We start from the raw sequence: 25,569 nt of genomic DNA on the forward strand, positions 1-25,569 counted from the left end.
TCATTTGTTTTCAAACAGTCAAATAGATATAGAAACTTTACCAAAAGTTGAAGCATTAGAGTTAAAACCTATAGCAAAAAAATATTTTACCATAATAGTAATAAACCTTGTAATACTATATGGTATTATAATAGCAGTTTTAAGTGCTGTAAAGTATTTTACTAAAAAAGAAGGTTTTCATTCTATTTATTGGTACCTAGTAGCTGGAGTTCTAATTGTTTTTTTAGCACAATTTATTTTATATAAATTAGGTTTTAAAAAACGTAAGTATGCTTTAAGAGAAAAAGACATAACATATTCTCATGGCTATTTAAATAATTCTTCAACAACATTACCATTTAACCGTATACAACATTTAGAAATTTCAAGATCTTTTTTAGCCAGAAAATTTGGTTTATCTACATTAAAAATTTTCTCTGCTGGAGAATCTGGTGGAGACTTATCTATAAGTGGCTTACCAAAAGAAGTAGCCGATTCTCAATATGCTTTTTTAACCAATATTTTAAATGAGCGAGAATAACTTTAATATACCTTCTCGACAATCTGCAAAAGGCATTATTGTATTTTTTGGAGTTAGCGTTTATAAAGTAATTAAAGGTTTAATAATTGTTATTGCTGCCTTTTTTTTAAAATATTTTCAAAGTGGTGAAGCTTTAGATATTTACAACTATAAAGTAATACTTTCTGTAGCAGCATTTATTTTATACTTTATCATATTTGCTATATTAAAATACCTAAACTTTAAGTTTTATATTAATAAAGACTACTTTATATTAAAACAAGGTATAATTAATAAAGAAGAAACCTCGATATCTAAATCTAAAATTCAAAACGTTTACATCAAGCAAAATGTAATTCAGCAACTTATAAATGTAGTTTCCTTATCTATAGAAACTGCAGGAGATGATAAAACTGAAATTGAAATAAAAGCACTATCTAAACCAAAAGCTGAAGCTTTAAAAAAACAGTTATTATCTGGTGCTAAAGTAGAGGATAATTTAGAAAAGAAAGAAAATATAAAAAAAAGCGTTGAAACAACCAATGTATACTATAAAGCCTCTTTTAAAAAATTACTTTTAGAAGGTATAAGCGAGAATCATTTAAAAAGTTTAGTCTTTGTTTTAGCTTTTATTTTTGGTCTGTATAACGATTTTAAAGAATTTATAAAGCAATTTAAAGTCACCTCAAGATTTAATGAATACTTTGAGTTAGATGAACAAGCACTTTTAGGATTAATAATGTTTAATGTTACATTATTAATTCTATTATTAATTACATCTTTTTTATTTTCTCTTATAAAAACAGTAGTACAAAACTTCAATTTAACAGTCTATCGTAAAAAAGATGGATTAGAAATATCTAAAGGATTGTTTAATAAAATAAACTTAGGTTTAGTTTCATCAAGAATCCAAAACACAACCATTTCTACAAACAAGTTTAAAAAAGCACTTGGGCTTTATAAACTTTCATTTACGCAGGCAATGGTTAATAAAAAGCAACAATTAAAGTTCAATATTATAGGTTTAAATAAAACTCAAATTAATGAGTTAATTAATGAGTTTTATTCTGGCGTATACACATCAATACAAAAATATAAACCCAATCGTTATTTTATTTTAAAAGAAATAATGGTTAATATATTTCTATTACTATTAATCAATATCCCTATAATTTTTGCTCCACCATTAGTGTTTTTAATAAATATTCCTTTGGTAATATTATTTGCAGCTAACACTTTATACGCTTATAAAAAAGCATACTACAGTATAGACAATAAATATATAGTTGTAGGTACAGGAAAGTTAATAGAAACACATACCAGTTTTTTAGAAACACATAAGGTACAAGCAGTAAAAATAAAGCAAACCATATTTCAAAAAAAGCGCAAATTAGCAACGGTAAAAGTGTATTCTGCATCAAAAGCAATTACAATACCACATATAGAATTAAATATAGCAAGAGACATTAAAAATTTCTTATTATATAAAGTAGAATCTGAAGATAGAGATTGGATGTAATCTGTTATTTTTGTAATTCAATAATAAAATTATGTTAGTAGAATTTAATACACTACCAGAAGAGTCAAGAGTCTGGATATATCAAGCAAATCGTTCTTTTTCTGTTACAGAATTAGAAGAAATTAAAGCAAAATTAGATACTTTTATAGCAAATTGGACTGCCCATGGTACAGGTTTACAAGCCGGTTACGAAATAAGATATAAGCGTTTTATAATTATAGCTGTTAATCAAGATTCGCAGTCTGCAACAGGTTGCAGTATTGATGCATCTGTACATTTTATTCAGCAATTAGAAAAAGATTACAATGTAGATTTAATGGATAAAATGAACGTGTCTTACAAACAAGGAGAATATGTTGCTTATAAATCTTTAACAGATTTTAGAAAAATGGCAAAAGATAAAGCCGTTTCTAAAAACACTATTGTTTTTAATAATTTAGTTACCAATATTGCAGAACTAAACGAAAACTGGGAAGTTCCTGCTAGCGATAGCTGGCATAACCGTTTCTTAAATTAAAAAAACACCTAAAACCCATACTATAAACTAAGCCATACGCTATGACTAATGAGATTTTTTTATTAAATATTTCAGGACAAGATAAACCAGGATTAACCTCAAGTTTAACAGCTGTTTTAGCACAATATGGAGCCAAAGTTTTAGATATTGGTCAAGCAAATATTCATGATACTTTATCTTTAGGTATTTTATTTGAAATAGAATCTGGAGAAAGTGCCTCACCTGTATTAAAAGATTTGTTATTTAAATCTTACGAATTAGGAATACAGGCAAAATTTACTCCAATTACATTAGAAAACTATGAAAATTGGGTAACCTTACAAGGTAAAGATCGCTATATCGTTACCATTTTAGGCGAAAGACTTACGGCTAAGCAAATGTCTAAGGTTACAAACATAATTTCAGATAAAAACCTAAATATCGATGCTATAAAACGATTAACAGGAAGAACATCTTTAGTTAAAACTAACGATTATCCTAGAGCTTCAATAGAATTATCTATAAGAGGAAAAATAAACAATAAGGAAGAACTTACCGAAAAATTCATGCAAGTCTCTAAAGAGCTTGATGTAGATATTGCTTTTCAAGAAGATAATATTTACCGAAGAAATAGACGTTTAGTATGTTTTGATATGGATTCTACCTTAATTCAAACCGAAGTTATAGATGAATTAGCAGAACTTGCTGGAGTAGGTAAAGAGGTTAAAGCTATTACAGAGTCTGCAATGCAAGGTGAAATAGATTTTAACGAAAGCTTTACAAAACGTATGAAACTTTTAAAAGGGTTAAAAGAAGACGTTTTACAAAATGTTGCTGTTAACTTACCAATTACAAAAGGCGCAAGACGATTAATAAATACTTTAAAAAGTTACGGTTTTAAAACAGCAATACTTTCTGGAGGTTTTACATATTTTGGTGAATATCTTCAAAAAGAATTAGGTATAGATTACGTTTATGCTAACCAATTAGAAATTAAAAATGGAGAATTAACCGGTAATCATCTTGGTGAAATTGTAGATGGAAATAAAAAAGCCGAATACCTAAAAGAAATTGCAAAAAAAGAAGGCTTAAATATTAGCCAAACCATAGCTATTGGTGATGGAGCTAACGATTTGGCTATGTTAAATTTAGCAGGATTAGGTATTGCTTTCCATGCTAAACCAAAGGTAAAAGACAATGCCCAAAGTTCTATTTCAAGTATTGGTTTAGATGGCGTTTTATACCTTTTAGGCTACCACGATAGGCATATAGATTTATTAGAATAAACATTATTTTAATTGTTCATTATTTCTTCATAAATCTATCTTAAAGACTTTAATAAGTATAGTAATTATACTAATTTGGCATAGTTTTTAGTTGTTATCTAAGTAACGATTCAAAAAGAAAAATTTACATGCGCAAAACACTTTATTTTTTCCTCTCTATATTATTTACTATAACCATTTCTGCACAAGAAACTCAAAACCCTTTACAGGCAAAAGATGTAATGGCTCAAACCAAATGGGTAGATAGTTTGTATAACACATTAAGCACAAAAGAGAAAATTGCACAATTATATATGGTGCAAGTATTTTCAAGTCAATCTGCTGCCGAAAAAGCAAAAGTTGTTAAGCTTATAAAAGAACAAAAAATTGGTGGTATTATTTATTCTAAAGGTGGACCAGTGCGCCAAGCTAAATTAAATAACGAATTACAAGCAGCATCAAACGTACCTTTATTAATTGGTATGGATGCAGAATGGGGATTGAGTATGCGTTTAGATTCTACATATTCTTTTCCATGGAATATGACGCTTGGTGCAATAAAAGATAATTATTTAATTGAGCAAACAGGCAGACAATTAGGAGAACATTGTAAACGCTTAGGTGTCCATTTTAATTTTGCTCCTGTAGTAGATATTAATACAAACCCAAATAACCCCATAATTGGAAACCGTTCGTTTGGTGAGGATAGAGATAATGTAACAGATAAAGCAGCGGCTTTCATGAAAGGCATGCAAAGTGCAGGAGTATTAGCTAATGCAAAACATTTTCCAGGACATGGTGATACAGAAGACGATTCGCATTTAACGTTACCAACCGTTTCTTTTGATGAAAAACGTATAGATTCAGTAGATTTATATCCATATAAAAAACTTATAAAAGAAGGATTGTCTAGTGTCATGGTTGCTCATTTAAACATTCCTAGTTTAGAACCAAGACCAGGTTATCCATCATCTATTTCAAAAAATATTGTAACCAACATTCTTAAACAACGTTTAGGTTTTAAAGGTTTAATATTTACAGATGCTTTAACAATGAAAGGCGCTGCAAATTTTAAGTTTGAAGAGTTAGATGGAGATAGCAACAGTTCCAAAAACACTGTTGGTAACATAGATTTAGCAGCTTTTTTAGCAGGAAATGATGTAATGCTAATGTCTGAGAACGTTGAAGCAGGAATCAATAAACTTTTTAAAGCTTTTGAAAAAGGATTATTTACCGAAGAACGTTTAGCACATTCTGTAAAAAAAGTATTGCGGGCTAAATATAAAGTTGGTTTAAATAATTATGAGCCTATTGGATTGTATAATATTGTAAACGATTTAAACCGCTTACAAGATGATATGCTTTATGAAAAATTAATGGAGCAAGCCATTACCATAGCTCATGATTCTGTACAGTTATTGCCGCTTCGTAATTTAGATACCAAAAAAATAGCCTATGTAAAAATGGGTGATGCAGATGGAGAACCATTTTATAATGCTCTTAAAAAATATGGTGAAGTACATGAAGTTTCCGCAACGCATTTAGATGAATTAATTAAAAAACTTCAAAATTATAATACCGTAATTATAGGGTTTCATAAATCGAATAAAAACCCATGGAAAGGCTATAAGTTTAGCGATAAAGAGTTGACATGGCTTTATGAAATAGCGAGAACAAATAATGTTATTTTAGATGTTTTTGCTAAACCATATGCGTTATTAGATATAAAATCTATTACAAACATTGAAAGTGTTATAGTTAGTTATCAAAACAGTAAAATAGCGCAAGAAACATCTGCCGAAATTATTTTTGGTGCTTTAGCAGCACAAGGTACTTTACCAGTGTCTTCTGGTCCTTATTTTAGTGTTGGACAAGGAGTACAAACCAATTCTTTAGAGCGTTTAGGCTATAGTTTTCCAGAACGTGTTGGCATGAGTTCTTATAAATTAGAAAAAATAGATTCTATCGCAAATCATGCAGTAAAAGCAGGAATGACACCAGGAATACAAATTGTTGTTGCAAAAAAAGGAAAAGTTATTTACAACAAAAATTTTGGTCACCATACCTATAGTAAAGATGCTCCAAAAGTAAAAGATGATGATATTTATGATATTGCTTCATTAACAAAAATTGTAGCCACATTGCCATTGTTAATGGAATTAGAAGAACAAGGCGTTGTAAGTTTAAATACTAAACTTTCAGAAATTCTTCCTAATTACAAAAACAATAATAAAAAGGACGTTACTATAAAAAAAATGCTATCACATTATGCACAGTTAAAACCTTGGATTCCTTTCTATTATAAAACTTTAGATTCTGTTACTAAAAAACCACAAGCGAAATATTACCGTAAAACAAAATCTGAGAAATACAGTATTAAAGTGGCTAATAATATGTGGATGAGAAAAGATTATAAAGATTCTATTCCTAAAATAATTGAAGAAACAGAATTACTGTCACGTTTACGTTACCGCTATAGCGATTTACCTTATTATATTTTAAAACAATACATAGAAAGTCATTACAACAAGCCTTTAGATGAGTTAACACAAGAGCATTTTTATAAATCTTTAGGAGCAAACTACACCATTTATAATCCTTACAAAACAGTAAGTAACACAAAAATTGTTCCGTCTGAAGAAGATGATTATTTCCGTTTTCAAAAAATACAAGGTTACGTTCATGATATGGGCGCTGCTATGCAAGATGGAGTTGGTGGTCATGCAGGAGTTTTTAGTAACGCGAATGATATTGCCAAAATAATGCAAATGTTTCTGCAAAAAGGATATTATGGTGGTGTACGTTATTTAAAACCAGAAACTATAGATAAGTTTAACACCTGCCATTATTGTCACAAAAGTGTAAGAAGAGGTATAGGTTTCGATAAGCCTCAATTAGGAGAATCAGGACCAACCTGTGGCTGTGTTTCAATGGCTAGTTTTGGTCATTCAGGATTTACAGGCACATACACATGGGCAGACCCAGATGAAGAGTTAGTATATGTTTTTATGGCAAATAGAACATACCCAACATCTAAAGGAAAAAATATGTTACTTCGTGAAAATATTAGAACCAATATTCAAGAAGCTATTTATAATGCAATTATAAAATAATATGTAATTACTGTAAAGTATTAATAGTTATTACTACCAATAAAAAACCAACACATGTCTACTTTAAGTATGGCACGTTAATTAAAAATTATGAGAATAGGCATAGTATGCTATCCAACTTTTGGAGGAAGTGGAGTTGTAGCAACAGAGTTAGGTTTAGAGTTGTCTAAACGTGGTCATAACATTCATTTTATAACCTATAATCAACCGGTTAGGTTAGAGTTATTGGGTAATAATGTACATTATCATGAGGTTAACGTACCAGAATATCCTTTATTTCATTACCAACCTTATGAGCTTGCTTTATCAAGTAAGCTTGTAGATATGGTTAAACTACACAAAATAGAATTACTACACGTGCATTACGCTATACCTCATGCTTACGCAGCTTATATGGCGCAAAAAATGTTACGTGAGGAAGATATTTATGTGCCAATAGTTACAACATTACATGGTACAGATATAACGCTTGTTGGTAATCACCCATTTTACAAACCAGCTGTTACATTTAGTATTAATAAATCTGATGCGGTTACAGCGGTATCACAAAGTTTAAAGGAAGATACTTTAAGGCTTTTTGATATAAAAAAGGATATTAATGTAATCACTAACTTTATAGATACTAAAAAATTTAAAACAAATTTTACAGATTGCCAACGTGATATGATGGCAACTAAAGAAGAAAAAATTGTTACTCATATTAGTAACTTTAGAGAAGTAAAACGCATTCCTGATGTTATAAAAATCTTTAATAAAATTCAAAAACAAATTCCAGCAAAATTAATGATGGTTGGAGAAGGACCAGAACGAGAACCAGCTGAAAGATTATGTAGAGAATTAGGTATTACAGACAAAGTGGTGTTTTTTGGTAATAGTAATGAAATAGACCGTATACTATGTTTTAGCGATTTGTTTTTATTGCCAAGTAAAACGGAAAGTTTTGGTTTGTCGGCGTTAGAAGCTATGGCTTCTGGTGTTCCTGTTATTTCGAGTAATACTGGAGGAATTCCAGAGGTTAATTTAGAAGGTTTTTCTGGGTATTTAAGTGATGTTGGAGATGTGAATGCAATGAGCAATAATGCAGTTAAAATTTTAGAAGATGAAACTAAGTTGGCAACTTTTAAAATAAATGCAAAAACTCAAGCAGCAAAGTTTACTATAGATAACATAGTACCGCAATACGAAGCGCTATATGAAGAAACTTTAAAAACATGTTTGTTAACACAAAAACTATAAAAAAAAAAGCTATTTCAAATTTGAAATAGCTTTTTTTTATTCTATCTATTGTTTTTTAAAATTGATATTTAATCCCTAAAGCTAAATCAAAATTTAAATCATCTCTATAATCGCCAAAACCTAATTCTGGTCTTATATCAAGAGAAAGTAGTAAAGGAATATCAAAATTATATTCTATACCTACATCTCCGGCAGCAAATACAAATGTATCATCAAAATCATCTCCAAATCTATTGTCATAACTATATGAACCAACTCCACCACCAGCACCAGCATACCAGTTAAAACCACCATCTATATTCCAAACCCATTGGTATAAACCTGTTAATTTAAAACCATCGTAGTCGTTACCAGATCTAATACCTAAATCAAACTCTAGTCTGTTGTTGTCTTGTATAGCGCGTTGGTATGTTATTTCGGCTCCAAACCCATCATCATCTCCCAATCGAAGACCAATTGCATTTTTAGAAATATCCTGTGCAGTAGCTGTATATCCAACAACTACTAGCAATAATAAAAGTATTTTTTTCATAAATTATAGTTTTTAGTTATTCAAAAGTAATATTAAGATTAATGCGTTTTAAAACAATAACGCTAAAGTTTGGTTAATAATTGTTAAGATATCTTAAATTTGAAAAAATTATGAGCAAAATAGTTTCTACTTTTAAATTACAAAATTTAAGTGATTCATTAACTGGCGAATTTTATAACAATGAATTAATAAAACGCCTTTATGCTACAGATGCATCAGTTTACCGTATGCTTCCTCTAGCTGTAGCAGTACCCAAAACTGTTACAGATTTACAAACCTTAATTCATTTTGCAAATGCTAATAATATATCTTTAATACCCAGAGCTGCAGGAACTTCATTAGCAGGACAATGCGTTGGTCCAGGAATAGTAGTAGATATATCTAAACATTTTACAAAAATTTTAAGTTTAGATAAAACTAATAAAACTGTAACTGTACAACCAGGAGTTGTTAGAGACGAATTAAATGCATATTTAAAACCATTTGGTTTGTTTTTTGGTCCTAATACATCAACATCTAACCGTTGCATGATTGGTGGTATGGTTGGTAATAACTCATCAGGAACAACATCAATTAAATATGGTGTTACAAGAGATAAAGTAATTGCATTAAAAACAATGTTAAGTGATGGTAGTGAGGTAGAGTTTAAAGAAATATCGAACGAGACACTTAATAAAAAAATAGATTTAAATACATTAGAAGGCTCTATTTATAAATCAATAATAAAAGAAATTACTTCTGAAGAAAATAGAAATGAAATAATTAAAGAATTTCCAAAACAAGAAATTCATAGAAGAAATACGGGTTATGCAGTAGACGAACTTTTAAACATTCAAGAAAACTTTAATTTAAGTAAGTTACTAACGGGAAGTGAAGGTACTTTAGCTTTTACAACAGAAATTACTTTAAAACTAGATACTTTACCACCTAAAGAAAGTATTATGGTTGTTGCTCATTTTAATTCAATTTCTAGCTGTTTAAATGCAGTACAACCAGTTATGCAACATAGCTTGTTTACTTGTGAGATGATGGATAAAACCATTTTAGATTGTACTAAAAATAATAAAACCCAAGCAGAAAATAGGCAATTTATTAAAGGTAATCCTGAAGCTGTATTAATGTGTGAAATTAAAGCTAGCAGTAAAGCAGAAGCAAATAAGCAAGCAGAAGATTTAATAAACACAATAGAAAATAGTGGTTTAAGTTATGCTAATGTTAGCTTGGTTAATAATGAAATTAATAAAGCTGTTGAACTTAGAAAAGCTGGCTTAGGTTTACTTGCAAATATTATTGGCGATAAAAAAGCGGTTGCTTGTATAGAAGATACTGCTGTTGCATTACCAGATTTAGCTAATTTTATTTCAGACTTCACCAAGTTAATGGATGGTTACAATCAAGATGCTGTTTACTATGCTCATGCCGGTGCAGGCGAAATTCATTTAAGACCTATTTTAAATTTAAAAAAAGAAGAAGATGTTATTTTATTTAGAAAAATAACAACAGATGTAGCACATTTAGTAAAAAAGTATAATGGCTCTTTTAGTGGAGAACACGGTGATGGTATTGTGCGTGCAGAGTTTATAAATTTAATGATTGGTGATAAAAATTATGAGCTTTTAAAGCGCATTAAAAATACTTTTGATCCTAAAAATATATTTAATCCGGGTAAAATTGTAGAGCCATTTGCAATGGATAAGAACTTGAGATATCAAGTTAACAGAAAAGAACCAGAAGTAAAAACACTATTAGATTTCTCTAGTTCTCAAGGTATTTTACGAGAAGCAGAAAAATGTAATGGCTCTGGAGATTGTAGAAAAACAGAACGTTTTGGTGGTACAATGTGTCCAAGTTATAGAGCTACTAAAAACGAAAAAGATTCTACACGTGCACGAGCAAATGCATTAAGAGAGTATTTAACGCATTCTGAAAAAAACAACAAGTTTAATCATAAAGAATTAAAAGATGTTTTTAGTTTGTGTTTAAGTTGTAAAGCTTGTAAAACCGAATGCCCAAGTAGTGTTGATGTAGCTACTTTAAAAGCCGAATTTGAATACCAATATAAAAAGGAAAACGGGAGTAGTTTAGCAACAAAAATCTTTGCATATAATAATAAGTTAAACGCTTATGCAGCTATACTACCTAAGACATCAAACTTTATATTTTCAAACCAATTTACATCCTCAATAGTAAAAAAATTCTTAGGTGTTGCGAAAGAAAGAAGCTTGCCAAACATATCAAGTATAAGTTTAGATGGTGAATTTAAAAACATTAAAAATCAAAACCTTAAGAATAAATATATTAAAACTATTTATTTGTTTAATGATGAATTTACAAACCATTTAGATACAACAATTGGAGTAGACGCAATTCAGCTTTTACAGGCATTAAACTATCAGGTAAAAGTCATAAAAAATGAAGAATCTGGTCGTGCATTTATATCAAAAGGATTTTTAAAAGAAGCAAAAAAAGTAGCTAATAAAAATGTGGCTTTATTTAAAGATTTAATTACAAATGAATCACCATTAATTGGCATTGAACCTTCAGCTATTTTAACATTTAGAGATGAGTATTTAAAATTGGCAGATGATAAAGAATCTGCTAAAAAAATAGCAACACATAGTTATTTAATTGAAGAGTTTATTAGCAACGAAATAGCAATAGGTAATATTAATGCATCTCAATTTACGCAAGAAGCTAAAACAATTAAATTTCATGGACATTGCCACCAAAAAGCAATAAGTAATCAAATTCATAGTTTTAATGTACTTAATTTGCCAGCTAATTATAAAGTTACCCTAATACCAAGCGGTTGTTGTGGTATGGCTGGAAGTTTTGGTTATCAAAAAGAAAATTATAAAGTAAGTATGCAAATAGGAAATCAAACCTTATTTCCAGCAATTAAAAAAGCAGATGCAAACACTTTAATATCTGCCAATGGAACAAGTTGTAGGCATCAAATAAAAGATGGAACCCAACGCGAAGCATTACATCCAATTACAATATTAAAACGAGCTCTAGCTTGATTTTTTTATTTCTTTTGGGTCAATAATGGTTATTGCAGCAACAAGGTCTTTAAAATCCATTTCTTTTAAATCACTATCTGCAAAAAAAGGAGCACGTTTATCGTCTTTATAACTATATAATTTCCAGCGTTTAAACTGGTATTCTAATGCTGTGAAATTTTCTACCCAATCACCAGAATTTAAATATGTAGTTTCTCCGTATTTATTTTTTTTAATAACCATTTTAGGTTGGTGTATATGACCGCAAACTACATAATCATAGCCATTTTCAATAGCTAAATCTGTAGCAACATTTTCAAAGTCACTAATATATTTAACTGCTCTTTTAACACTGTTTTTTATTTTTTTAGAAAGCGAATATCTTTCTTTTCCCATTTTTACTAAAAACCAGTTTACTAACCTATTTACAAGAATTAAAAAATCATAACCGTAACCGCCTAATTTAGCAATCCATTTAGCGTTTTGTATTGATGCATCAAATACATCACCATGAAAAAACCACGCTTTTTTTCCATCTAAATTCAGTATTTTTTTATTTACTATAGAAATGTTGCCTATTTTAGTATCGGTAAATTTTCTAAGCATTTCGTCATGGTTTCCTGTAATGTAAATTACTTCAACACCATTTGCCGCAAAATCCATTATTTTTTTAATAACTCTTAAATGAGATTTAGGAAAATAACGTTTACTAAATTGCCATATATCTACAATATCACCATTTAAAATTAGTGTTTTAGGGTTGATGCTTTCTAAGTAGGTAAGCAGTTGTTTTGCGTGACAACCGTAGGTACCTAAGTGAACATCAGAGATAACGACAACTTCTACTTTTCTTTTAATTTCCAAACTAATAGATTTTACACAAAGATTAAAACTTAATATTAATGGAATATTATTTAGAGTTTATATAAAGAATAGTAATACGTTAACTGTATGTAAAATTAATTACAATTATGTAAATTACATATTAACAAGGCATAAGCAGTAATAATTTACAATACAATTTTTGTTTCTGTTATTTTAAATTTATTTTAGCACAAATTAGAACTTTATGGCAGGAAATAGCTTTGGGCAATTATTTAAACTTACAACTTTTGGAGAATCTCATGGTGTTGCTTTAGGTGGCATTATAGATGGCTGTCCGCCAAATATAACTTTAGATTTAGATGCCATTCAAAATGAAATGAATAGGCGTAAACCTGGGCAATCTGCAATAGTAACACAGCGCAAAGAACCTGACGAAGTAAAATTTTTATCAGGTATTTTTGAAGGCAAAACTACAGGAACACCTATTGGTTTTGTAATTGAAAATGCTAACCAAAAATCTAAAGACTATTCGCACATAAAAGATTCTTACAGACCAAGTCATGCAGATTATGTTTACGATAAAAAATACGGATTTCGCGATTATCGTGGTGGCGGAAGAAGTTCGGCAAGAGAAACTGCAAGTAGAGTAGTTGCTGGAGCCATTGCTAAGCAAGTGCTTCAAGATATTCAAATAAATGCTTTTACATCTTCAGTTGGAGATATTTTTATAGATAAACCTTATCAAGAATTAGATTTTTCTAAAATTGAAACGAATGCTATACGTTGCCCAGATGAAGTTACAGCAGAAAAAATGATAGCTCGTGTAAAAGAAATTCGAAAACAAGGAGACACAATTGGAGGCACAATTACTTGTGTAATTAAAAATGTTCCTGTAGGTTTAGGCGAGCCTGTATTCGATAAACTTCATGCAGATTTAGGTAAAGCAATGCTTTCTATAAACGCAGTTAAAGGTTTTGAATATGGTAGTGGATTTTGTGGTGCTAAAATGAAAGGTAGCGAGCATAATGATTTATACAATCAAGATGGCACTACAAAAACAAACCTTTCTGGTGGTATTCAAGGCGGTATAAGTAATGGTATGGATATTTATTTTCGTGTTGCATTTAAACCGGTTGCTACAATTATGCAAAATCAAAATACTATAGATAAAGATGGCAATATTGTAGAAATGCAAGGTAAAGGTCGCCATGATCCTTGTGTCGTTCCTAGAGCAGTACCAATTGTAGAGGCAATGGCAGCCTTAGTTTTAGCAGATTTTTATTTGCTGAATAAAATGTACTAACTTAAGTCTCTAGAAAAAAATAAAATACAAATACTAACAACTAAATTTTCCTTTTTTACAGTATTATATATTATGTAAAAAAAATGGAAATAAAACAATTACAATATGAAATTAGCATTACACTGGAAAATAATAATCGGAATGATTTTAGGTATCATCTTTGGATTCATAATGAATTCTGTTGATGGCGGAAGACATTTTGTTTCCGATTGGATTGCTCCTTTTGGAAAAATCTTTATTAACCTTTTAAAGCTAATTGCAGTACCTTTAATTTTAGCATCCTTAATAAAGGGAATATCAGATTTAAAAGACATTTCTAAAATAAAACAAATGGGTTTACGTACCATACTAATATATGTTGGTACAACTGTAGTGGCTATTGTTATAGGTTTATCTATTGTAAATACTATAAAACCTGGAGCAGGAATGCCACAGGATACTATTGAGAAAATAAAAATGAAATATGAAAATGATGCAGGTGTTTCAGATAAACTTATGAAAGCTTCTGCTCAAAATGATGCTGGGCCTTTACAAGCATTAGTAGATATTTTTCCTAGTAATATTTTTACTGCTTTAGGTGAAGCTAAAATGCTTCAGGTTATCTTTTTTGCTCTTTTTGTGGGAATTTGTTTATTATTAATTTCAGAAAAAAAGGCAAAACCACTTGTAGATTTTTTCGATTCTTTAAACGAAGTAGTTATGAAAATGGTAGATTTAATCATGCTTTTTGCACCGTATGCAGTTTTTGCATTAATGGCAAATGTTATTATAGCTTTTGATGATACCGAAATTCTTTTAAAACTTTTAAGCTATGCTTTGTGTGTAGTATTTGGTTTAGCTTTAATGATTGGTTTTTACTTAATTTTAGTAAAAGTATACACAAAAAAATCACCATTATGGTTTTTAAATAAATTATCTCCAGCGCAATTATTGGCGTTTTCTACAAGTTCTAGTGCAGCAACATTACCTGTAACTATGGAGCGTGTAGAAGAGCATTTAGGTGTAGATAAAGAAGTTGCTGGTTTTGTTTTACCGGTTGGCGCTACTGTAAATATGGATGGCACAAGTTTATACCAAGGTATTGCTGCTGTATTTATTATGCAAGTTATTTGGCCAGAAGGCTTAACATTTACAAATCAAATAGTAATTATCGCAACAGCTTTATTGGCTTCTATAGGTAGTGCTGCTGTACCTAGTGCAGGTATGGTAATGTTAGTAATTGTTTTAGAGTCTATTGGTTTTCCTGCAGAATTATTACCAATTGGTTTAGCTTTAATATTCGCAGTAGATAGACCATTAGATATGTGTAGAACTGTAGTAAATGTAACTGGTGATGCTACAGTGTCTATGCTCGTAGCAAAATCTTTAGGTAAATTACACGATAATCCAATACCTAAAGAATGGGATGATAATTACGATGCCGTAAAATAATGTAATATAACATGTCTCGATTAACAACAATTGAAAATTTAGTATCTGTAGATTGGCTACAAAAGCATTTAGATGCTAAAAATTTAGTAATATTAGATGCAACTATTTCAAAGGTTATTGGAGACGTTTCAGATTTATCAAATTCACAAATACCCAACACCAGATTTTTTGATATAAAAAAACAATTTAGCAATACAAAATCTACATTTCCTAATACAATACCATCTGCAATTCAATTTGAAACTCCTGCCCAAAGCTTAGGGATTAATGATGATTCGGTAATTGTTATTTACGATTATCATGGAGTTTATTCTAGCGCTAGAGCTTGGTGGTTACTAAAAACATTTGGTTTTAAAAATGTTGCTGTTTTAAACGGTGGTTTCCCAGAATGGAGAAACAAAGGTTTTAAAATTGAAAAGAAAACAAATAAAAAATCTTTTAAAAAAGGTGATTTTAAAGCCAACTATAAACCAGATTCTGTGGTTTATTTTGATTCATTAGAAGCTATAACTAAAGATTCTAATTTTAAAATAATAGATGCGCGTTCTAGCGATCGTTTTAATTGCATAGTTGCAGAACCTAGAAAAGGTTTAAGAAGTGGTCGTATTCCAACATCAACTAATTTACCTTTTAACCAAGTGTTAAGCGGTAATATATTTAAATCTAAAACAGAATTACAAAATATTTTTAAATCTATAGCTAACAACAATCAACATTTAGTCTTTACATGTGGTAGCGGAATTACTGCTTCTGTTTTAGCCTTAGCTGCAACAATTGCAGGATATAAAAATAGTGTTTACGATGGCTCGTGGACAGAGTATGGAACTTTAACAATTGCATAATTATGGATAAGCCAAGTCGCTGGACAAAAAAAGAATTAGTTGCTTATATTTTATTATATATCGCAAATTCAGATTTGCATGAAACTAACGATGAAAAAGATTTTATTATGTCTAAAGTCGATAGAAAAACATTTGCAAAAGTACATGAAGAATTCGATAATGATAATGACTATCAATGTCTTCAAAAAATAATTGAAAGTGTAAAAACACATAATTATTTTAAAACAGATTTTTCTGAGTTATTTGCCGATATAAAACTTATGCTTTATGCAGATGGAGAAGTTCACGATATGGAAGACACTACATTTATGTATTTACGCAAAATCTTAAAAGAATAAAACCAATACTACATTTTACAAAAGTTTTTGTGTTTTAAATTGCTTATATTTAATAGCAATTATAAGTTATGTTAAGTACTCTTTTTTATAACGACTACTTAGTATATAACCTAACCAAAAACAATTATGGATTTCTCAAATCTAACTGTGCTTTATATTAATTGCACATTAAAAAAATCACCAAACGTAAGCCATACAGAAACTTTAATGAAAGTTTCTCAAGACATTCTAAAAAAAGAAAATGTAACGTTTGAAAGCATTAGGTTTATAGATAAAGATGTTGCTTCTGGTGTCTATCCAGACATGACAGAGCATGGTTGGGAAAAAGACGATTGGCCTGAAATTTATAAAAAAGTGATGAATGCAGATGTACTTATAATTGGTACACCAATATGGTTGGGTGAAAAATCATCTGAAGCACAAAAACTTATAGAGAGGCTTTATGCCATGAGCGGTTTAACCAATTCTAAAGGTCAATATATATTTTATGGAAAAGTTGGTGGTTGCATGATAACTGGAAATGAAGATGGCGTGAAACATTGTGCTATGGGTATTTTATATGCTTTGCAGCACGTAGGTTATTCTATTCCGCCACAGGCAGATTCTGGCTGGATTGGTGAAGTTGGACCAGGACCAAGTTACGGCGATACAAAATGGAAAGAAGAAAAATTGAATCCTCCAAAAGGGTTTAATTCAGATTTTACCAATAGAAATACTACCTTTATGACATATAATTTATTGCATTTAGCAAAAATGCTAAAAGACAATAATGGTTATAATAATTATGGCAATTCAAGAGAAGATTGGGATAGTGGTACACATTGGTCTTTTGAAAATCCAGAATACAGATAATTAATTCTAGTTATATTTAATTAATGACAAACGACATAAGAAAATAATGGATATACTTGTAAAATACAACACTACAAGACAGTATACAAATACACTCTGTGAACCTTTAGATATTGAAGATTACACACCGCAATCTGTAGCTTTTGCAAGTCCACCAAAATGGCATTTGGCACATACAACGTGGTTTTTTGAAGAAATGATTTTAAAACCTTATTTTAAAGACTATAAAGTTTTTGATGAAGAATACGGTTTTTTATTTAACAGCTATTACAATAGCTTAGGTAAGCGAATTAATAGAAATGAACGTGGTTTAATTACAAGACCAAGCGTAGAAACTATTTATAATTATAGAATTCATGTAGATAAGCATATCTCTTTATTATTAAAAAACTTCCCAAATGATAGCGATATTACTAATCTGCTAGTTTTAGGTATCAACCACGAACAACAACATCAAGAATTATTAATTACAGATATAAAATATACATTATCTAAAAACCCAATAAATCCAAAATTATACAAAGAAGCTTTTGCAAACAATATAGTAGAAGAACAAAAGCAAGAGTTTATAAAAATAGAAGAAGGTATCTATACTATTGGTCATGATAATAATGAATTTTGTTATGATAATGAAACATGTAAACATCGTGTGTTTTTAGAACCCTATACAATTTCAAATAAATTAGTAACAAACGAAGATTATATAAATTTTATAACCTCAAATGGTTATGAAACCGCAAAATATTGGTTAGACGATGGTTGGACATGGATTAACAAAAACAATTTAAAAGCACCATTATACTGGTATAATATAGATAACGAATGGTTTGTTTACACATTAGCCGGATTAAAAAAAATAAATCTTAAAGCACCAGTAACACATTTATCGTATTATGAAGCCAATGCCTACGCAAACTTTGTTGGTAAACGTTTGCCAACAGAATTTGAATGGGAAATTGCCGCTTCAAAATTTAATTGGGGAAACACTTGGGAGTGGACAAACTCTGCCTATTTGCCATATCCAAATTACAAACAAGAACCAGGAGCTGTTGGAGAATACAATGGCAAGTTCATGATTAACACAATGGTATTGCGTGGTTGTAGTGTTGCAACTTCACCAAACCATAGTAGATATACTTATAGAAACTTTTTTTCGCCAGAAACACAATGGCAATTTACAGGAATACGACTAGCCAAATAAAATGAAATCACAATTTAGATTAGATATAGAAAACGGATTAAAAAATTCGCCAAAAACTTTGCCTTCAAAATATTTTTACGACGCCATTGGCGATGCTCTTTTTGTGAAAATAATGCATTTACCAGAGTATTATTTAACACGAGCAGAATTTGAAATATTTAGCACAAAATCAAAAAAAATAATTTCGAAATTAGAAATTAATAAAGATAAGCCATTCGATTTAATAGAGCTTGGAGCTGGTGACGGTAAAAAAACAAAAGCCTTTTTAAAAGTTTTACTTGAAGAAGATTATAACTTTAAATACTTGCCAATAGATATTTCTCAAAATGCTTTAGATGCTTTAGAACAATCTATACACAAAGAGTTTTCAAATTTAAACATAGAAACTATTCAAGGTAATTACTTTGGTGTTTTAAACGATATTAAAACCAATACAACACCAAAGATTATAATGTTTTTAGGCTCAAATCTTGGTAATTTACAAGATCATGAAGCTCAAGATTTTTTAATAAAATTAAGTAATGCTTTGCAAGTAGGCGATAAGGTTATTATAGGTTTAGACACTATAAAACCTAAAGATGTTGTTTTACCTGCATATAACGATAGCCAAGGAGTTACTAAAGCTTTTAATCTTAATTTATTAAACCGAATTAATAACGAATTAGAAGCAAATTTTGAAATAGAAAACTTTGATCATAGTCCAGAATACAATGAAAAAACTGGAGTAGCAAAAAGCTATTTAGTAAGTAAAGAAGACCAAGAAGTTACCTTTAATGGCGATAATGTTAGTTTTAAGTTTCAAAAAGGAGAAAAAATTCTTACCGAAATTTCAAGAAAATATAACGATGAGATTTTAAATTCTTTTTTAAATAATACTAAACTGAAGCAAATTTCTAAAATAAGCGATTCTAAAAAATATTTTAACAGCTATATTTTAGAAAAATTTTAATGTCATGCAAACTCAAATTGTACTTCTTGGCTTAGGTGTTAGAAGCACTTTGTTTTACCAAGAGGTACTTCATAATTTATATAATAAAAAATTTAAAGGCTTTTCAACATGTCCGTTAATTGTAAAACAAATCGATTTTAACACAATCAATCCTTATTTGCCAAACGGTAAAAATGTAATAATTCCTATTTTACAAGAGGCAATAATGCCATTTAATTCTTTTAAAACTAATTTAATTGTACCTAATATTACACTACATAGTATATTAGATTTAATGTCTTTTAAGCTTTGTATTATTCATCCTATTATTCTCTTAGAACACAAGTTAATTGAAACTAGCTTAAAAACATGTGTAGTGTTTGGTACCAGGCATACAAAAGGCAACTCAAGTATAGCAACTGTTTTAAATAACACAGAAACGACTTTAGTAAACTTAGACGAAGACATTATCTCTTTTTTAGATGAGTTAAGACAAGCCGTTTATTACAATAAAGAGACAAGTACCAATGTCGCTAAGTTTAAAGCATTAGTAAATGAATTTAGCACAAACTGCCTTGTAATTATTGCTTGTACAGAACTTTCTATAATAAATACTAATCATACAAAAAATGTAATTGATTTAGTGCAATTACAATGTAATGCTATAATTTAGTTAAATATTAATTTCAATTTAAAAATAAAATTATTCAATTTTAAATAGTAACAAATACTACTATAACAAAATTATAGCATATACTCATTTAGTAACGTCCTTATTTAGTGGGCTATGAGAGTTTATATGGTTTCTAATAAACGTGTATTTTGTCGATAATATTTGTATTTATATCTCCTAAATCAAATAGTTTGGTCGTTCAACGAGAAATTTATTGCAAATCTAGAGAGGCGATATATATTTACACTGTTAAACAGAAATAATGCCTCAAACAATGAAATTTTTAACAACATTACTTTTATTACTTTTCGTTTCTTTTGCTTCTGCTCAAGATAATAAAGCAAATAATACAGAAACTAAAACAGAAGTAAAAGTTGTAAGTCAAGCTGCTACTCAAGTTAAAGAAAACACTGTAGTGATTAGTGTAAAAGGCATTAAAACTATGGAAGAAATTGACATTGAAAATTATAATAAAACATCATTATTAAAATTAATTGCTTCATCTAAGCAAAAACCTAAAATGTGCTAATATTAATTAGATGCCAATCTAAATAAATGTATTAGGAGTAGAGTCTGAAATTAATTTCAGACTTTTTTTATGCCTCATTTTTAACTTCACCAATAAATTTAGATTTCAGCTCTGGCGTTGGTAACCAACAAGATTCTTTTTTTCCAAACCATTTATAACGGTTTTTTGCAACATAGTCATAAACCCAATGCCTAATAAATACTGGTACAATTAAAAATATGGCCATTACATTAGTAGGGAAACCTAAGTCTTTAGCAATATATAATGCAGCTGTAGATTTAACTTTTATTGTGTTTTTTTTGGGAGAGTAGAGTAGTATTGAATCTGTATGTAATGGGTTAATTTTAAAATGATTAATAATTTGTTTGCCTACATCACTTTGTAAAGCTGCAAACATGAATTTACTTTTTTTATCATTTTTAATTACATATTGAACAGAGCTATTGCAAAGGTTACAAACACCATCAAATAAAATTAACTTTTTATGTTTAGGTAATTGATTTATCATTACTTTTTTACAGCTTCAACTAATTCTAATAAATCTACATTTACATTAGTAGTAAATATACCATAATTAACAGTCGCTTTTCCTTTTTCTAATGTGTCTATACTACCAACAGCTCTACCGTCATGCATACGTACACGATCTCCAACTTTTAAAACTGGCTTTGGCTTTTCTTGTACAACTGCTTTCTTTTTAGCTTCTTTTTTCTTTTTACGTATAACTTCAACTTTTTTCTCGGCTTCTTGCTTTATTTTAGCTTCTTTGGCTTTTTCTGCTTTAGCTTGTTTTGCAGAAACTTTTTTGCGTTTAGAGTTTTCAATTTGTACTAATCTAAACAACTCGGCCATTAATTCTCTTTTCCTTTTATCTTTAAAGAATTTTTCAGAAATATCATTTACCTTTTGTCCTAAGTAAATTAAACGTTGATTGCTATCATACAGTTCCTGATAGCTTTCTAATTTTTTTTGAATTTTATTATTTATTTCTTCAAGTTTATCTGCTTCAGATTGTTTTTTTCTTTCGTTAACCTTTAAAGATTCACTGGTTTTTTCAAGCTTTGCACGTTGTTTTTGAAGTTTTGCTATGGTAGCATCAAACCTTACTTTAGAGCGTTCAATTTTCTTTTTTGCTCGATTAATTAAACTATAAGGTATGCCGTTTTTTTGTGCTACTTCAAATGTAAACGAACTTCCTGCTTGACCTAATGCTAATTTGTACATAGGTTCTAATGTACGTTCATCAAACATCATATTAGCATTTATCATTTCATCTTTTTCATTGGCCAACATTTTTAAATTGGCGTAATGTGTTGTGATAATTCCAAAGGCATTTCTACCGTAAAATTCTTCTAAAAAAGTTTCAGCTAAAGCACCACCAAGTTCAGGATCAGATCCTGTTCCAAATTCATCTATTAAAAATAATGTGTTTTTATTTACTTTTTTTAAAAAGTAATTCATTTGTTTTAGCCTATAGCTGTATGTACTTAAGTGGTTTTCTATAGATTGGTTGTCGCCAATATCTGTTAAAACTCTATCGAAAATAGTGACTTTACTACGTTCGTGCACAGGAATTAGCATACCACTTTGCAACATAAGTTGTAATAAGCCTACTGTTTTAAGGGTAATACTTTTACCTCCAGCATTTGGTCCAGAAATTACAATAATTCGTTTATCGTTATTAAGTTCTATGGTTTGCGGGTAGGTTTTCTCCTTTTTTTCTACGTTGGTTAAATATAGTAATGGATGGTAAGCATCACGTAAAAATATATGCCTGTCTTCACTAATTTCTGGTAAAATAGCATTCATAGACTTTGCATATTTAGCTTTAGCTGCAATAACATCTATGTTAGTTAAAAATACTTGATACGCTTCTATTAATGGTAGGAAATCCCGTAAAAAATTGGTGACTTCTTTTAAAATTCTAACAACTTCTTCGCTTTCTTCGTATTCTAAGTTATTTAATTCTCTTGTGTGTTGTAGTGTTGCTTCTGGTTCTATATAAACTATACTTCCTGTTTTACTGCCACCCATAATGGCACCTTTAACTTTACGTCTATACATTGCTTTAACAGCTAGTACGCGTTTATTTTCTACTACAGATTCTCTAATATCATCTAAATATTCAAGATTATGATATTGGTTTAAAGCCGAAGTAAAACTAGAGTTAATTTTACCTTTTAGTTTATTCATGCTTTGGCGTAACTCAAATAATAGGGCAGAAGCATTATCTTTTACATCACCAAACCTATCGACTACGCTATCTATTTTTTCAATAATTACAGTAGTCACCTCAATACGACTAGCGAATTGTTTTAAGCTGGGATAGTAGTCTTCAAATTTGTTTAAAAACTTAACAATATCATTAGCTGTAAGCGAAATAGAAACAATTTTCTTTAAGCTATGGGTTTCTAAATACGTGTTTTCTATACGTAGTAATTGTAATTCTTTTGTTATGGCATCAAATCCATGGTTAGGAATACGATTATCATTATAAAATGACGATACATATTCATTAGTTAATTGTAACGCGCTTAGTAATGCCTCCTTATTATTAAAAGGTTCTATTTGTAAGGCTTTTTGGTTTCCTAAATGGGTTACACAATATTCACTAACTTGTTCTAAAACGGTCTCGAATTCTAAATCTTGTAATGTTTTTTTATGAATGTTTATCATAGTACTTTCCGTGTTAACGGAAAACTTTTAATTATATCTTTTTCTTAGCATAACAAAGTTACGGAATAGAAGTGAGATTATGAATTTTGGAAGAGTTTGCTTAATGGTTTTGTGTATGGTTTGTTGCGTGTTTTAGGACTGAATTTAGGAAATAAATCACAGATAGAAAGTCCGCTAGGACTTTCGTAAGTAAGTTGTAACTAGTAATGAATTATACACGTTATTAGCAATTGTAATTATTTCATATTATAAATTCTCCAAAGTCAACTCTATTTTCTTTAGTATTATATTTTTCCTAAATCTCATAATCTATACTGTGTTTAATTACTTTTTTTCTAAATGGTCAATAAAATCAAAAATTATTTTTTCTTTATTATTGTTCTGCCAAGATTTAGATAAAGAAATAAATAAGTGATCTGAATCACCATTTGAAGTATATTTTTTTCTTTCTAATTATTCATTTGTGGTTAGATTATTAAGATTTTTGATTTTTTGATTTAGAGCAGATTTGATTTCATCTTTATATTTTGTTTGGTTTGCTAAAGCAATTATAGTATTTGAGGATACTTTGTTGAGTAAAAGAAAATCATTTCCTTCATTGAAGATGTTGTAATGCTCAATTATTCCGTCTTTAGTGATTAAAATACTGTTGTTGTCAACAATTAATTCATATTCAACTTTTTTTACATTTCCATTAGTAGTAATAAGTAATTCGCCATTGCTTCTAAAAGTATAAAGGACATTATTGTTTTCAATATTTGTTTGTATCCAACTGCAACCAGTAATATAAGAACTACTTATTGATTTTTCTATCGTTTTCTTTGCTTTTGTAATATTATTTTCAATAACTGAAAATGTTTTAGTTAATGAATCTTTTTTTCCTTCTTTCGAATTTTGTTTTGCAATAGTTCTTAAAACAAAGAAAAGTAAAATTCCAAATATTATTAATTTCATTTTATTCTATGATTGCTTATTGGTTTTTATAATTGCTAATGTTGTCTGATATGAAACGTTGTAAGATTTTATATCATTCGTTAGGCGAAGTTATATTTTTACAGTTTTTAAATCAAGCGAATTTAATCTTTTGATAGCGAAGTTTTTAACAATTGATTGTGTATATGTTATGGTTTTAAAGAACGTGTATCACGACATTGATTGACAGTCAATCTTATTATTTAGTTTTTTAAATCGTAAACCGAAAACATTGTTTTGTCAAGAATTGGTTTAGGAATGTTTTTAAAAATTATATTTCTTATTGGAGCTAATGTTTTAAAATGAGCTATTTTTCCTGTTCTCCAAGATTGATTAACAATAGCATTTGCTTTTTTAAAGCGTTTTTTTTCAAAAGCTTTAAAATTATTTTTATTAGGAAATTTAGCTATTAATTTTCCTAAATAATAGGCATCTTCTATGGCTTGTGCACCACCTTGACCCATGTTTGGAGTTGTTGCATGTGCTGCATCACCAAGAAGACAAACGTTTTGCTTCTGCCAGCTTTTAAGAGGTTTTAAATCTGTAATATCATTTCTAATAATATGTTCTAAACTTGTATTGTTTATTAATTGATGAACTAATGGGTGAAAGTTTTTATAGTATGCATGGAGTTTTTCTTTTAAAACAGCGGTATCATCTTTACCAAAAGCCTTACTTTTTTTCACAGCAAACCACGAGGTTTCGTTATTAGATAGTTGAGATAAACCAAACCTAATACCTTTTCCCCAAATCTCAATACCTCGATCTTTATAGTCTTCAGGTAAAGCTGTTTGCATAACTCCGCGCCAGCAGGTTTGTCCAGAAAACCTAATTGTAGATTCTGGAAATAATTGTGCTCTTACTTTAGAGTTTATACCATCTGCACCAATTAAATAAGTACTTTTTGTTTGAGAACCATCACTAAAAGTGACTGTTACATTATTATTAGCTTGCGTGTAAGATTTAAAAGCTTTATTCCATTGTATTTTGTTTTTTGGGAGTGCATTAATTAATACAGATTGTAGTTTACCTCGATGTATTGCAACTGTAGAAAAACCATATTTTTCTTTTGCTGGTAGTTGACTACTATCTACTAAAGTATTAAGTTTTTCATTAGTTAAAGTAATTCTATTAATAATATTACCGGCTTGGGTAACATTATCTAAAACACCCGCAAATTCTAATACTTGTAATGCATTTGGCGCTAACCAAATACCTGCACCTAAGGCGTTTGGACCTTTGGCTTTTTCAAATAATTGATAGTTTATATTTAGTTTTTCGAAAACTAAGGCAGTGGTTAATCCTCCAATTCCTGCGCCTATAATTGTATACATTTA

General features: G+C 29.5%; 22 protein-coding genes. 16 read left to right on the top strand and 6 right to left on the bottom strand.

Annotation, left to right across the window (positions count from 1 at the left end; translation table 11 throughout):
* Positions 1 to 4: 4 nt before the first annotated feature.
* From BM549_RS00315 to bshA, 6 genes are all read left to right on the top strand, one after another.
* Positions 5 to 520, top strand: coding sequence for a PH domain-containing protein (locus BM549_RS00315; protein ID WP_290468423.1), 516 nt, complete (start codon positions 5 to 7; stop codon positions 518 to 520).
* Entirely contained in the window at positions 507 to 2,018 is a 1,512-nt protein-coding gene (locus tag BM549_RS00320) for a PH domain-containing protein (protein WP_290468424.1), read from the top strand. The genes BM549_RS00315 and BM549_RS00320 overlap by 14 nt, the downstream gene beginning before the upstream one ends.
* 31 nt (positions 2,019 to 2,049) lie before the next feature.
* A complete protein-coding gene (locus BM549_RS00325) occupies positions 2,050 to 2,535 on the top strand; it encodes an ABC transporter ATPase (protein WP_290468425.1) in 486 nt (161 codons plus the stop codon).
* 41 nt (positions 2,536 to 2,576) lie between these two features.
* Positions 2,577 to 3,800 carry a phosphoserine phosphatase SerB gene (gene serB / locus BM549_RS00330; protein WP_290468426.1) on the top strand — a complete coding sequence of 408 codons (1,224 nt, stop codon included), beginning with the start codon at positions 2,577 to 2,579 and terminating at the stop codon, positions 3,798 to 3,800.
* A gap of 128 nt (positions 3,801 to 3,928) precedes the next feature.
* Positions 3,929 to 6,892 (top strand): glycoside hydrolase family 3 N-terminal domain-containing protein, encoded by a 2,964-nt coding sequence (locus BM549_RS00335; RefSeq protein ID WP_290468427.1) that lies wholly within the window; start codon positions 3,929 to 3,931, stop codon positions 6,890 to 6,892.
* Between the two features lie 90 nt (positions 6,893 to 6,982).
* Positions 6,983 to 8,128: an N-acetyl-alpha-D-glucosaminyl L-malate synthase BshA gene (gene bshA, locus BM549_RS00340; protein ID WP_290468428.1), complete on the top strand. Its 1,146-nt coding sequence runs from the start codon at positions 6,983 to 6,985 to the stop codon at positions 8,126 to 8,128.
* A gap of 55 nt (positions 8,129 to 8,183) precedes the next feature.
* Here bshA and BM549_RS00345 read toward each other — a convergent pair whose 3' ends face one another.
* Complete coding sequence (locus BM549_RS00345; RefSeq protein ID WP_290468429.1) at positions 8,184 to 8,660, bottom strand: hypothetical protein; 477 nt, start codon at positions 8,658 to 8,660, stop codon at positions 8,184 to 8,186.
* 110 nt (positions 8,661 to 8,770) lie between these two features.
* Here BM549_RS00345 and BM549_RS00350 point away from each other — a divergent pair, with 110 nt between their 5' ends.
* A complete protein-coding gene (locus tag BM549_RS00350) occupies positions 8,771 to 11,683 on the top strand; it encodes an FAD-binding and (Fe-S)-binding domain-containing protein (RefSeq protein ID WP_290468430.1) in 2,913 nt (970 codons plus the stop codon).
* Here BM549_RS00350 and BM549_RS00355 read toward each other — a convergent pair.
* Entirely contained in the window at positions 11,675 to 12,526 is an 852-nt protein-coding gene (locus BM549_RS00355) for a UDP-2,3-diacylglucosamine diphosphatase (protein WP_290468431.1), read from the bottom strand. The two genes, BM549_RS00350 and BM549_RS00355, sit on opposite strands and share 9 nt — an antisense overlap.
* A 205-nt stretch (positions 12,527 to 12,731) precedes the next feature.
* Here BM549_RS00355 and aroC point away from each other — a divergent pair, with 205 nt between their 5' ends.
* From aroC to BM549_RS00400, 9 genes are all read left to right on the top strand, one after another.
* Entirely contained in the window at positions 12,732 to 13,790 is a 1,059-nt protein-coding gene (aroC, locus tag BM549_RS00360; protein WP_290468432.1) for a chorismate synthase, read from the top strand.
* 105 nt (positions 13,791 to 13,895) lie between these two features.
* Positions 13,896 to 15,221, top strand: coding sequence for a dicarboxylate/amino acid:cation symporter (locus BM549_RS00365; protein WP_290468433.1), 1,326 nt, complete (start codon positions 13,896 to 13,898; stop codon positions 15,219 to 15,221).
* 11 nt (positions 15,222 to 15,232) lie between these two features.
* Positions 15,233 to 16,063, top strand: coding sequence for a sulfurtransferase (locus BM549_RS00370; protein ID WP_290468434.1), 831 nt, complete (start codon positions 15,233 to 15,235; stop codon positions 16,061 to 16,063).
* Positions 16,064 to 16,065: 2 nt separating this feature from the next.
* Entirely contained in the window at positions 16,066 to 16,401 is a 336-nt protein-coding gene (locus tag BM549_RS00375; RefSeq protein ID WP_290468435.1) for a hypothetical protein, read from the top strand.
* Positions 16,402 to 16,527: 126 nt separating this feature from the next.
* Positions 16,528 to 17,253: a flavodoxin family protein gene (locus BM549_RS00380; protein ID WP_290468436.1), complete on the top strand. Its 726-nt coding sequence runs from the start codon at positions 16,528 to 16,530 to the stop codon at positions 17,251 to 17,253.
* A gap of 46 nt (positions 17,254 to 17,299) precedes the next feature.
* On the top strand, positions 17,300 to 18,454 hold the full coding sequence (gene egtB / locus BM549_RS00385; protein WP_290468437.1) for an ergothioneine biosynthesis protein EgtB: 1,155 nt from the start codon (positions 17,300 to 17,302) through the stop codon (positions 18,452 to 18,454).
* 1 nt (position 18,455) lies between these two features.
* A complete protein-coding gene (locus BM549_RS00390; protein WP_290468438.1) occupies positions 18,456 to 19,403 on the top strand; it encodes an L-histidine N(alpha)-methyltransferase in 948 nt (315 codons plus the stop codon).
* A 4-nt stretch (positions 19,404 to 19,407) separates the two neighbouring features.
* The gene (locus BM549_RS00395; RefSeq protein WP_290468439.1) at positions 19,408 to 20,055 is read left to right on the top strand and encodes a hypothetical protein; all 648 of its coding nucleotides are present in this window, start codon (positions 19,408 to 19,410) and stop codon (positions 20,053 to 20,055) included.
* Positions 20,056 to 20,329: 274 nt separating this feature from the next.
* Entirely contained in the window at positions 20,330 to 20,584 is a 255-nt protein-coding gene (locus BM549_RS00400) for a hypothetical protein (RefSeq protein ID WP_290468440.1), read from the top strand.
* Between the two features lie 67 nt (positions 20,585 to 20,651).
* On the opposite strand, the gene BM549_RS00405 is transcribed toward BM549_RS00400, so the two are convergent.
* From BM549_RS00405 to BM549_RS00420, 4 genes are all read right to left on the bottom strand, one after another.
* On the bottom strand, positions 20,652 to 21,092 hold the full coding sequence (locus BM549_RS00405; RefSeq protein ID WP_290468441.1) for a thiol-disulfide oxidoreductase DCC family protein: 441 nt from the start codon (positions 21,090 to 21,092) through the stop codon (positions 20,652 to 20,654).
* A complete protein-coding gene (locus tag BM549_RS00410) occupies positions 21,092 to 23,260 on the bottom strand; it encodes a DNA mismatch repair protein MutS (RefSeq protein WP_290468442.1) in 2,169 nt (722 codons plus the stop codon). Before BM549_RS00410 ends, BM549_RS00405 begins: the two co-directional genes overlap by 1 nt.
* A 453-nt stretch (positions 23,261 to 23,713) precedes the next feature.
* On the bottom strand, positions 23,714 to 24,214 hold the full coding sequence (locus BM549_RS00415; RefSeq protein WP_290468443.1) for a hypothetical protein: 501 nt from the start codon (positions 24,212 to 24,214) through the stop codon (positions 23,714 to 23,716).
* A gap of 221 nt (positions 24,215 to 24,435) precedes the next feature.
* The gene (locus tag BM549_RS00420; RefSeq protein WP_290468444.1) at positions 24,436 to 25,566 is read right to left on the bottom strand and encodes an FAD-dependent monooxygenase; all 1,131 of its coding nucleotides are present in this window, start codon (positions 25,564 to 25,566) and stop codon (positions 24,436 to 24,438) included.
* Between the last annotated feature and the right edge of the window lie 3 nt (positions 25,567 to 25,569).

Source organism: Lacinutrix sp. MedPE-SW, from assembly GCF_001874145.1.
In the GTDB taxonomy this organism is placed as follows: Bacteria; Bacteroidota; Bacteroidia; order Flavobacteriales; family Flavobacteriaceae; genus Lacinutrix.

Excerpts from the sequence above, each read along its gene's own strand:
- BM549_RS00320 (WP_290468424.1), top strand. The coding sequence starts at position 507 with ATGAGCGAGAATAACTTTAATATACCTTCTCGACAATCTGCAAAAGGC.
- BM549_RS00325 (WP_290468425.1), top strand. The coding sequence starts at position 2,050 with ATGTTAGTAGAATTTAATACACTACCAGAAGAGTCAAGAGTCTGGATA.
- serB (WP_290468426.1), top strand. The coding sequence starts at position 2,577 with ATGACTAATGAGATTTTTTTATTAAATATTTCAGGACAAGATAAACCA.
- BM549_RS00335 (WP_290468427.1), top strand. The coding sequence starts at position 3,929 with ATGCGCAAAACACTTTATTTTTTCCTCTCTATATTATTTACTATAACC.
- bshA (WP_290468428.1), top strand. The coding sequence starts at position 6,983 with ATGAGAATAGGCATAGTATGCTATCCAACTTTTGGAGGAAGTGGAGTT.
- BM549_RS00345 (WP_290468429.1), bottom strand. The coding sequence starts at position 8,660 with ATGAAAAAAATACTTTTATTATTGCTAGTAGTTGTTGGATATACAGCT.
- BM549_RS00350 (WP_290468430.1), top strand. The coding sequence starts at position 8,771 with ATGAGCAAAATAGTTTCTACTTTTAAATTACAAAATTTAAGTGATTCA.
- aroC (WP_290468432.1), top strand. The coding sequence starts at position 12,732 with ATGGCAGGAAATAGCTTTGGGCAATTATTTAAACTTACAACTTTTGGA.
- BM549_RS00365 (WP_290468433.1), top strand. The coding sequence starts at position 13,896 with ATGAAATTAGCATTACACTGGAAAATAATAATCGGAATGATTTTAGGT.
- BM549_RS00370 (WP_290468434.1), top strand. The coding sequence starts at position 15,233 with ATGTCTCGATTAACAACAATTGAAAATTTAGTATCTGTAGATTGGCTA.
- BM549_RS00375 (WP_290468435.1), top strand. The coding sequence starts at position 16,066 with ATGGATAAGCCAAGTCGCTGGACAAAAAAAGAATTAGTTGCTTATATT.
- BM549_RS00380 (WP_290468436.1), top strand. The coding sequence starts at position 16,528 with ATGGATTTCTCAAATCTAACTGTGCTTTATATTAATTGCACATTAAAA.
- egtB (WP_290468437.1), top strand. The coding sequence starts at position 17,300 with ATGGATATACTTGTAAAATACAACACTACAAGACAGTATACAAATACA.
- BM549_RS00390 (WP_290468438.1), top strand. The coding sequence starts at position 18,456 with ATGAAATCACAATTTAGATTAGATATAGAAAACGGATTAAAAAATTCG.
- BM549_RS00395 (WP_290468439.1), top strand. The coding sequence starts at position 19,408 with ATGCAAACTCAAATTGTACTTCTTGGCTTAGGTGTTAGAAGCACTTTG.
- BM549_RS00400 (WP_290468440.1), top strand. The coding sequence starts at position 20,330 with ATGAAATTTTTAACAACATTACTTTTATTACTTTTCGTTTCTTTTGCT.
- BM549_RS00405 (WP_290468441.1), bottom strand. The coding sequence starts at position 21,092 with ATGATAAATCAATTACCTAAACATAAAAAGTTAATTTTATTTGATGGT.
- BM549_RS00410 (WP_290468442.1), bottom strand. The coding sequence starts at position 23,260 with ATGATAAACATTCATAAAAAAACATTACAAGATTTAGAATTCGAGACC.
- BM549_RS00415 (WP_290468443.1), bottom strand. The coding sequence starts at position 24,214 with ATGAAATTAATAATATTTGGAATTTTACTTTTCTTTGTTTTAAGAACT.
- BM549_RS00420 (WP_290468444.1), bottom strand. The coding sequence starts at position 25,566 with ATGTATACAATTATAGGCGCAGGAATTGGAGGATTAACCACTGCCTTA.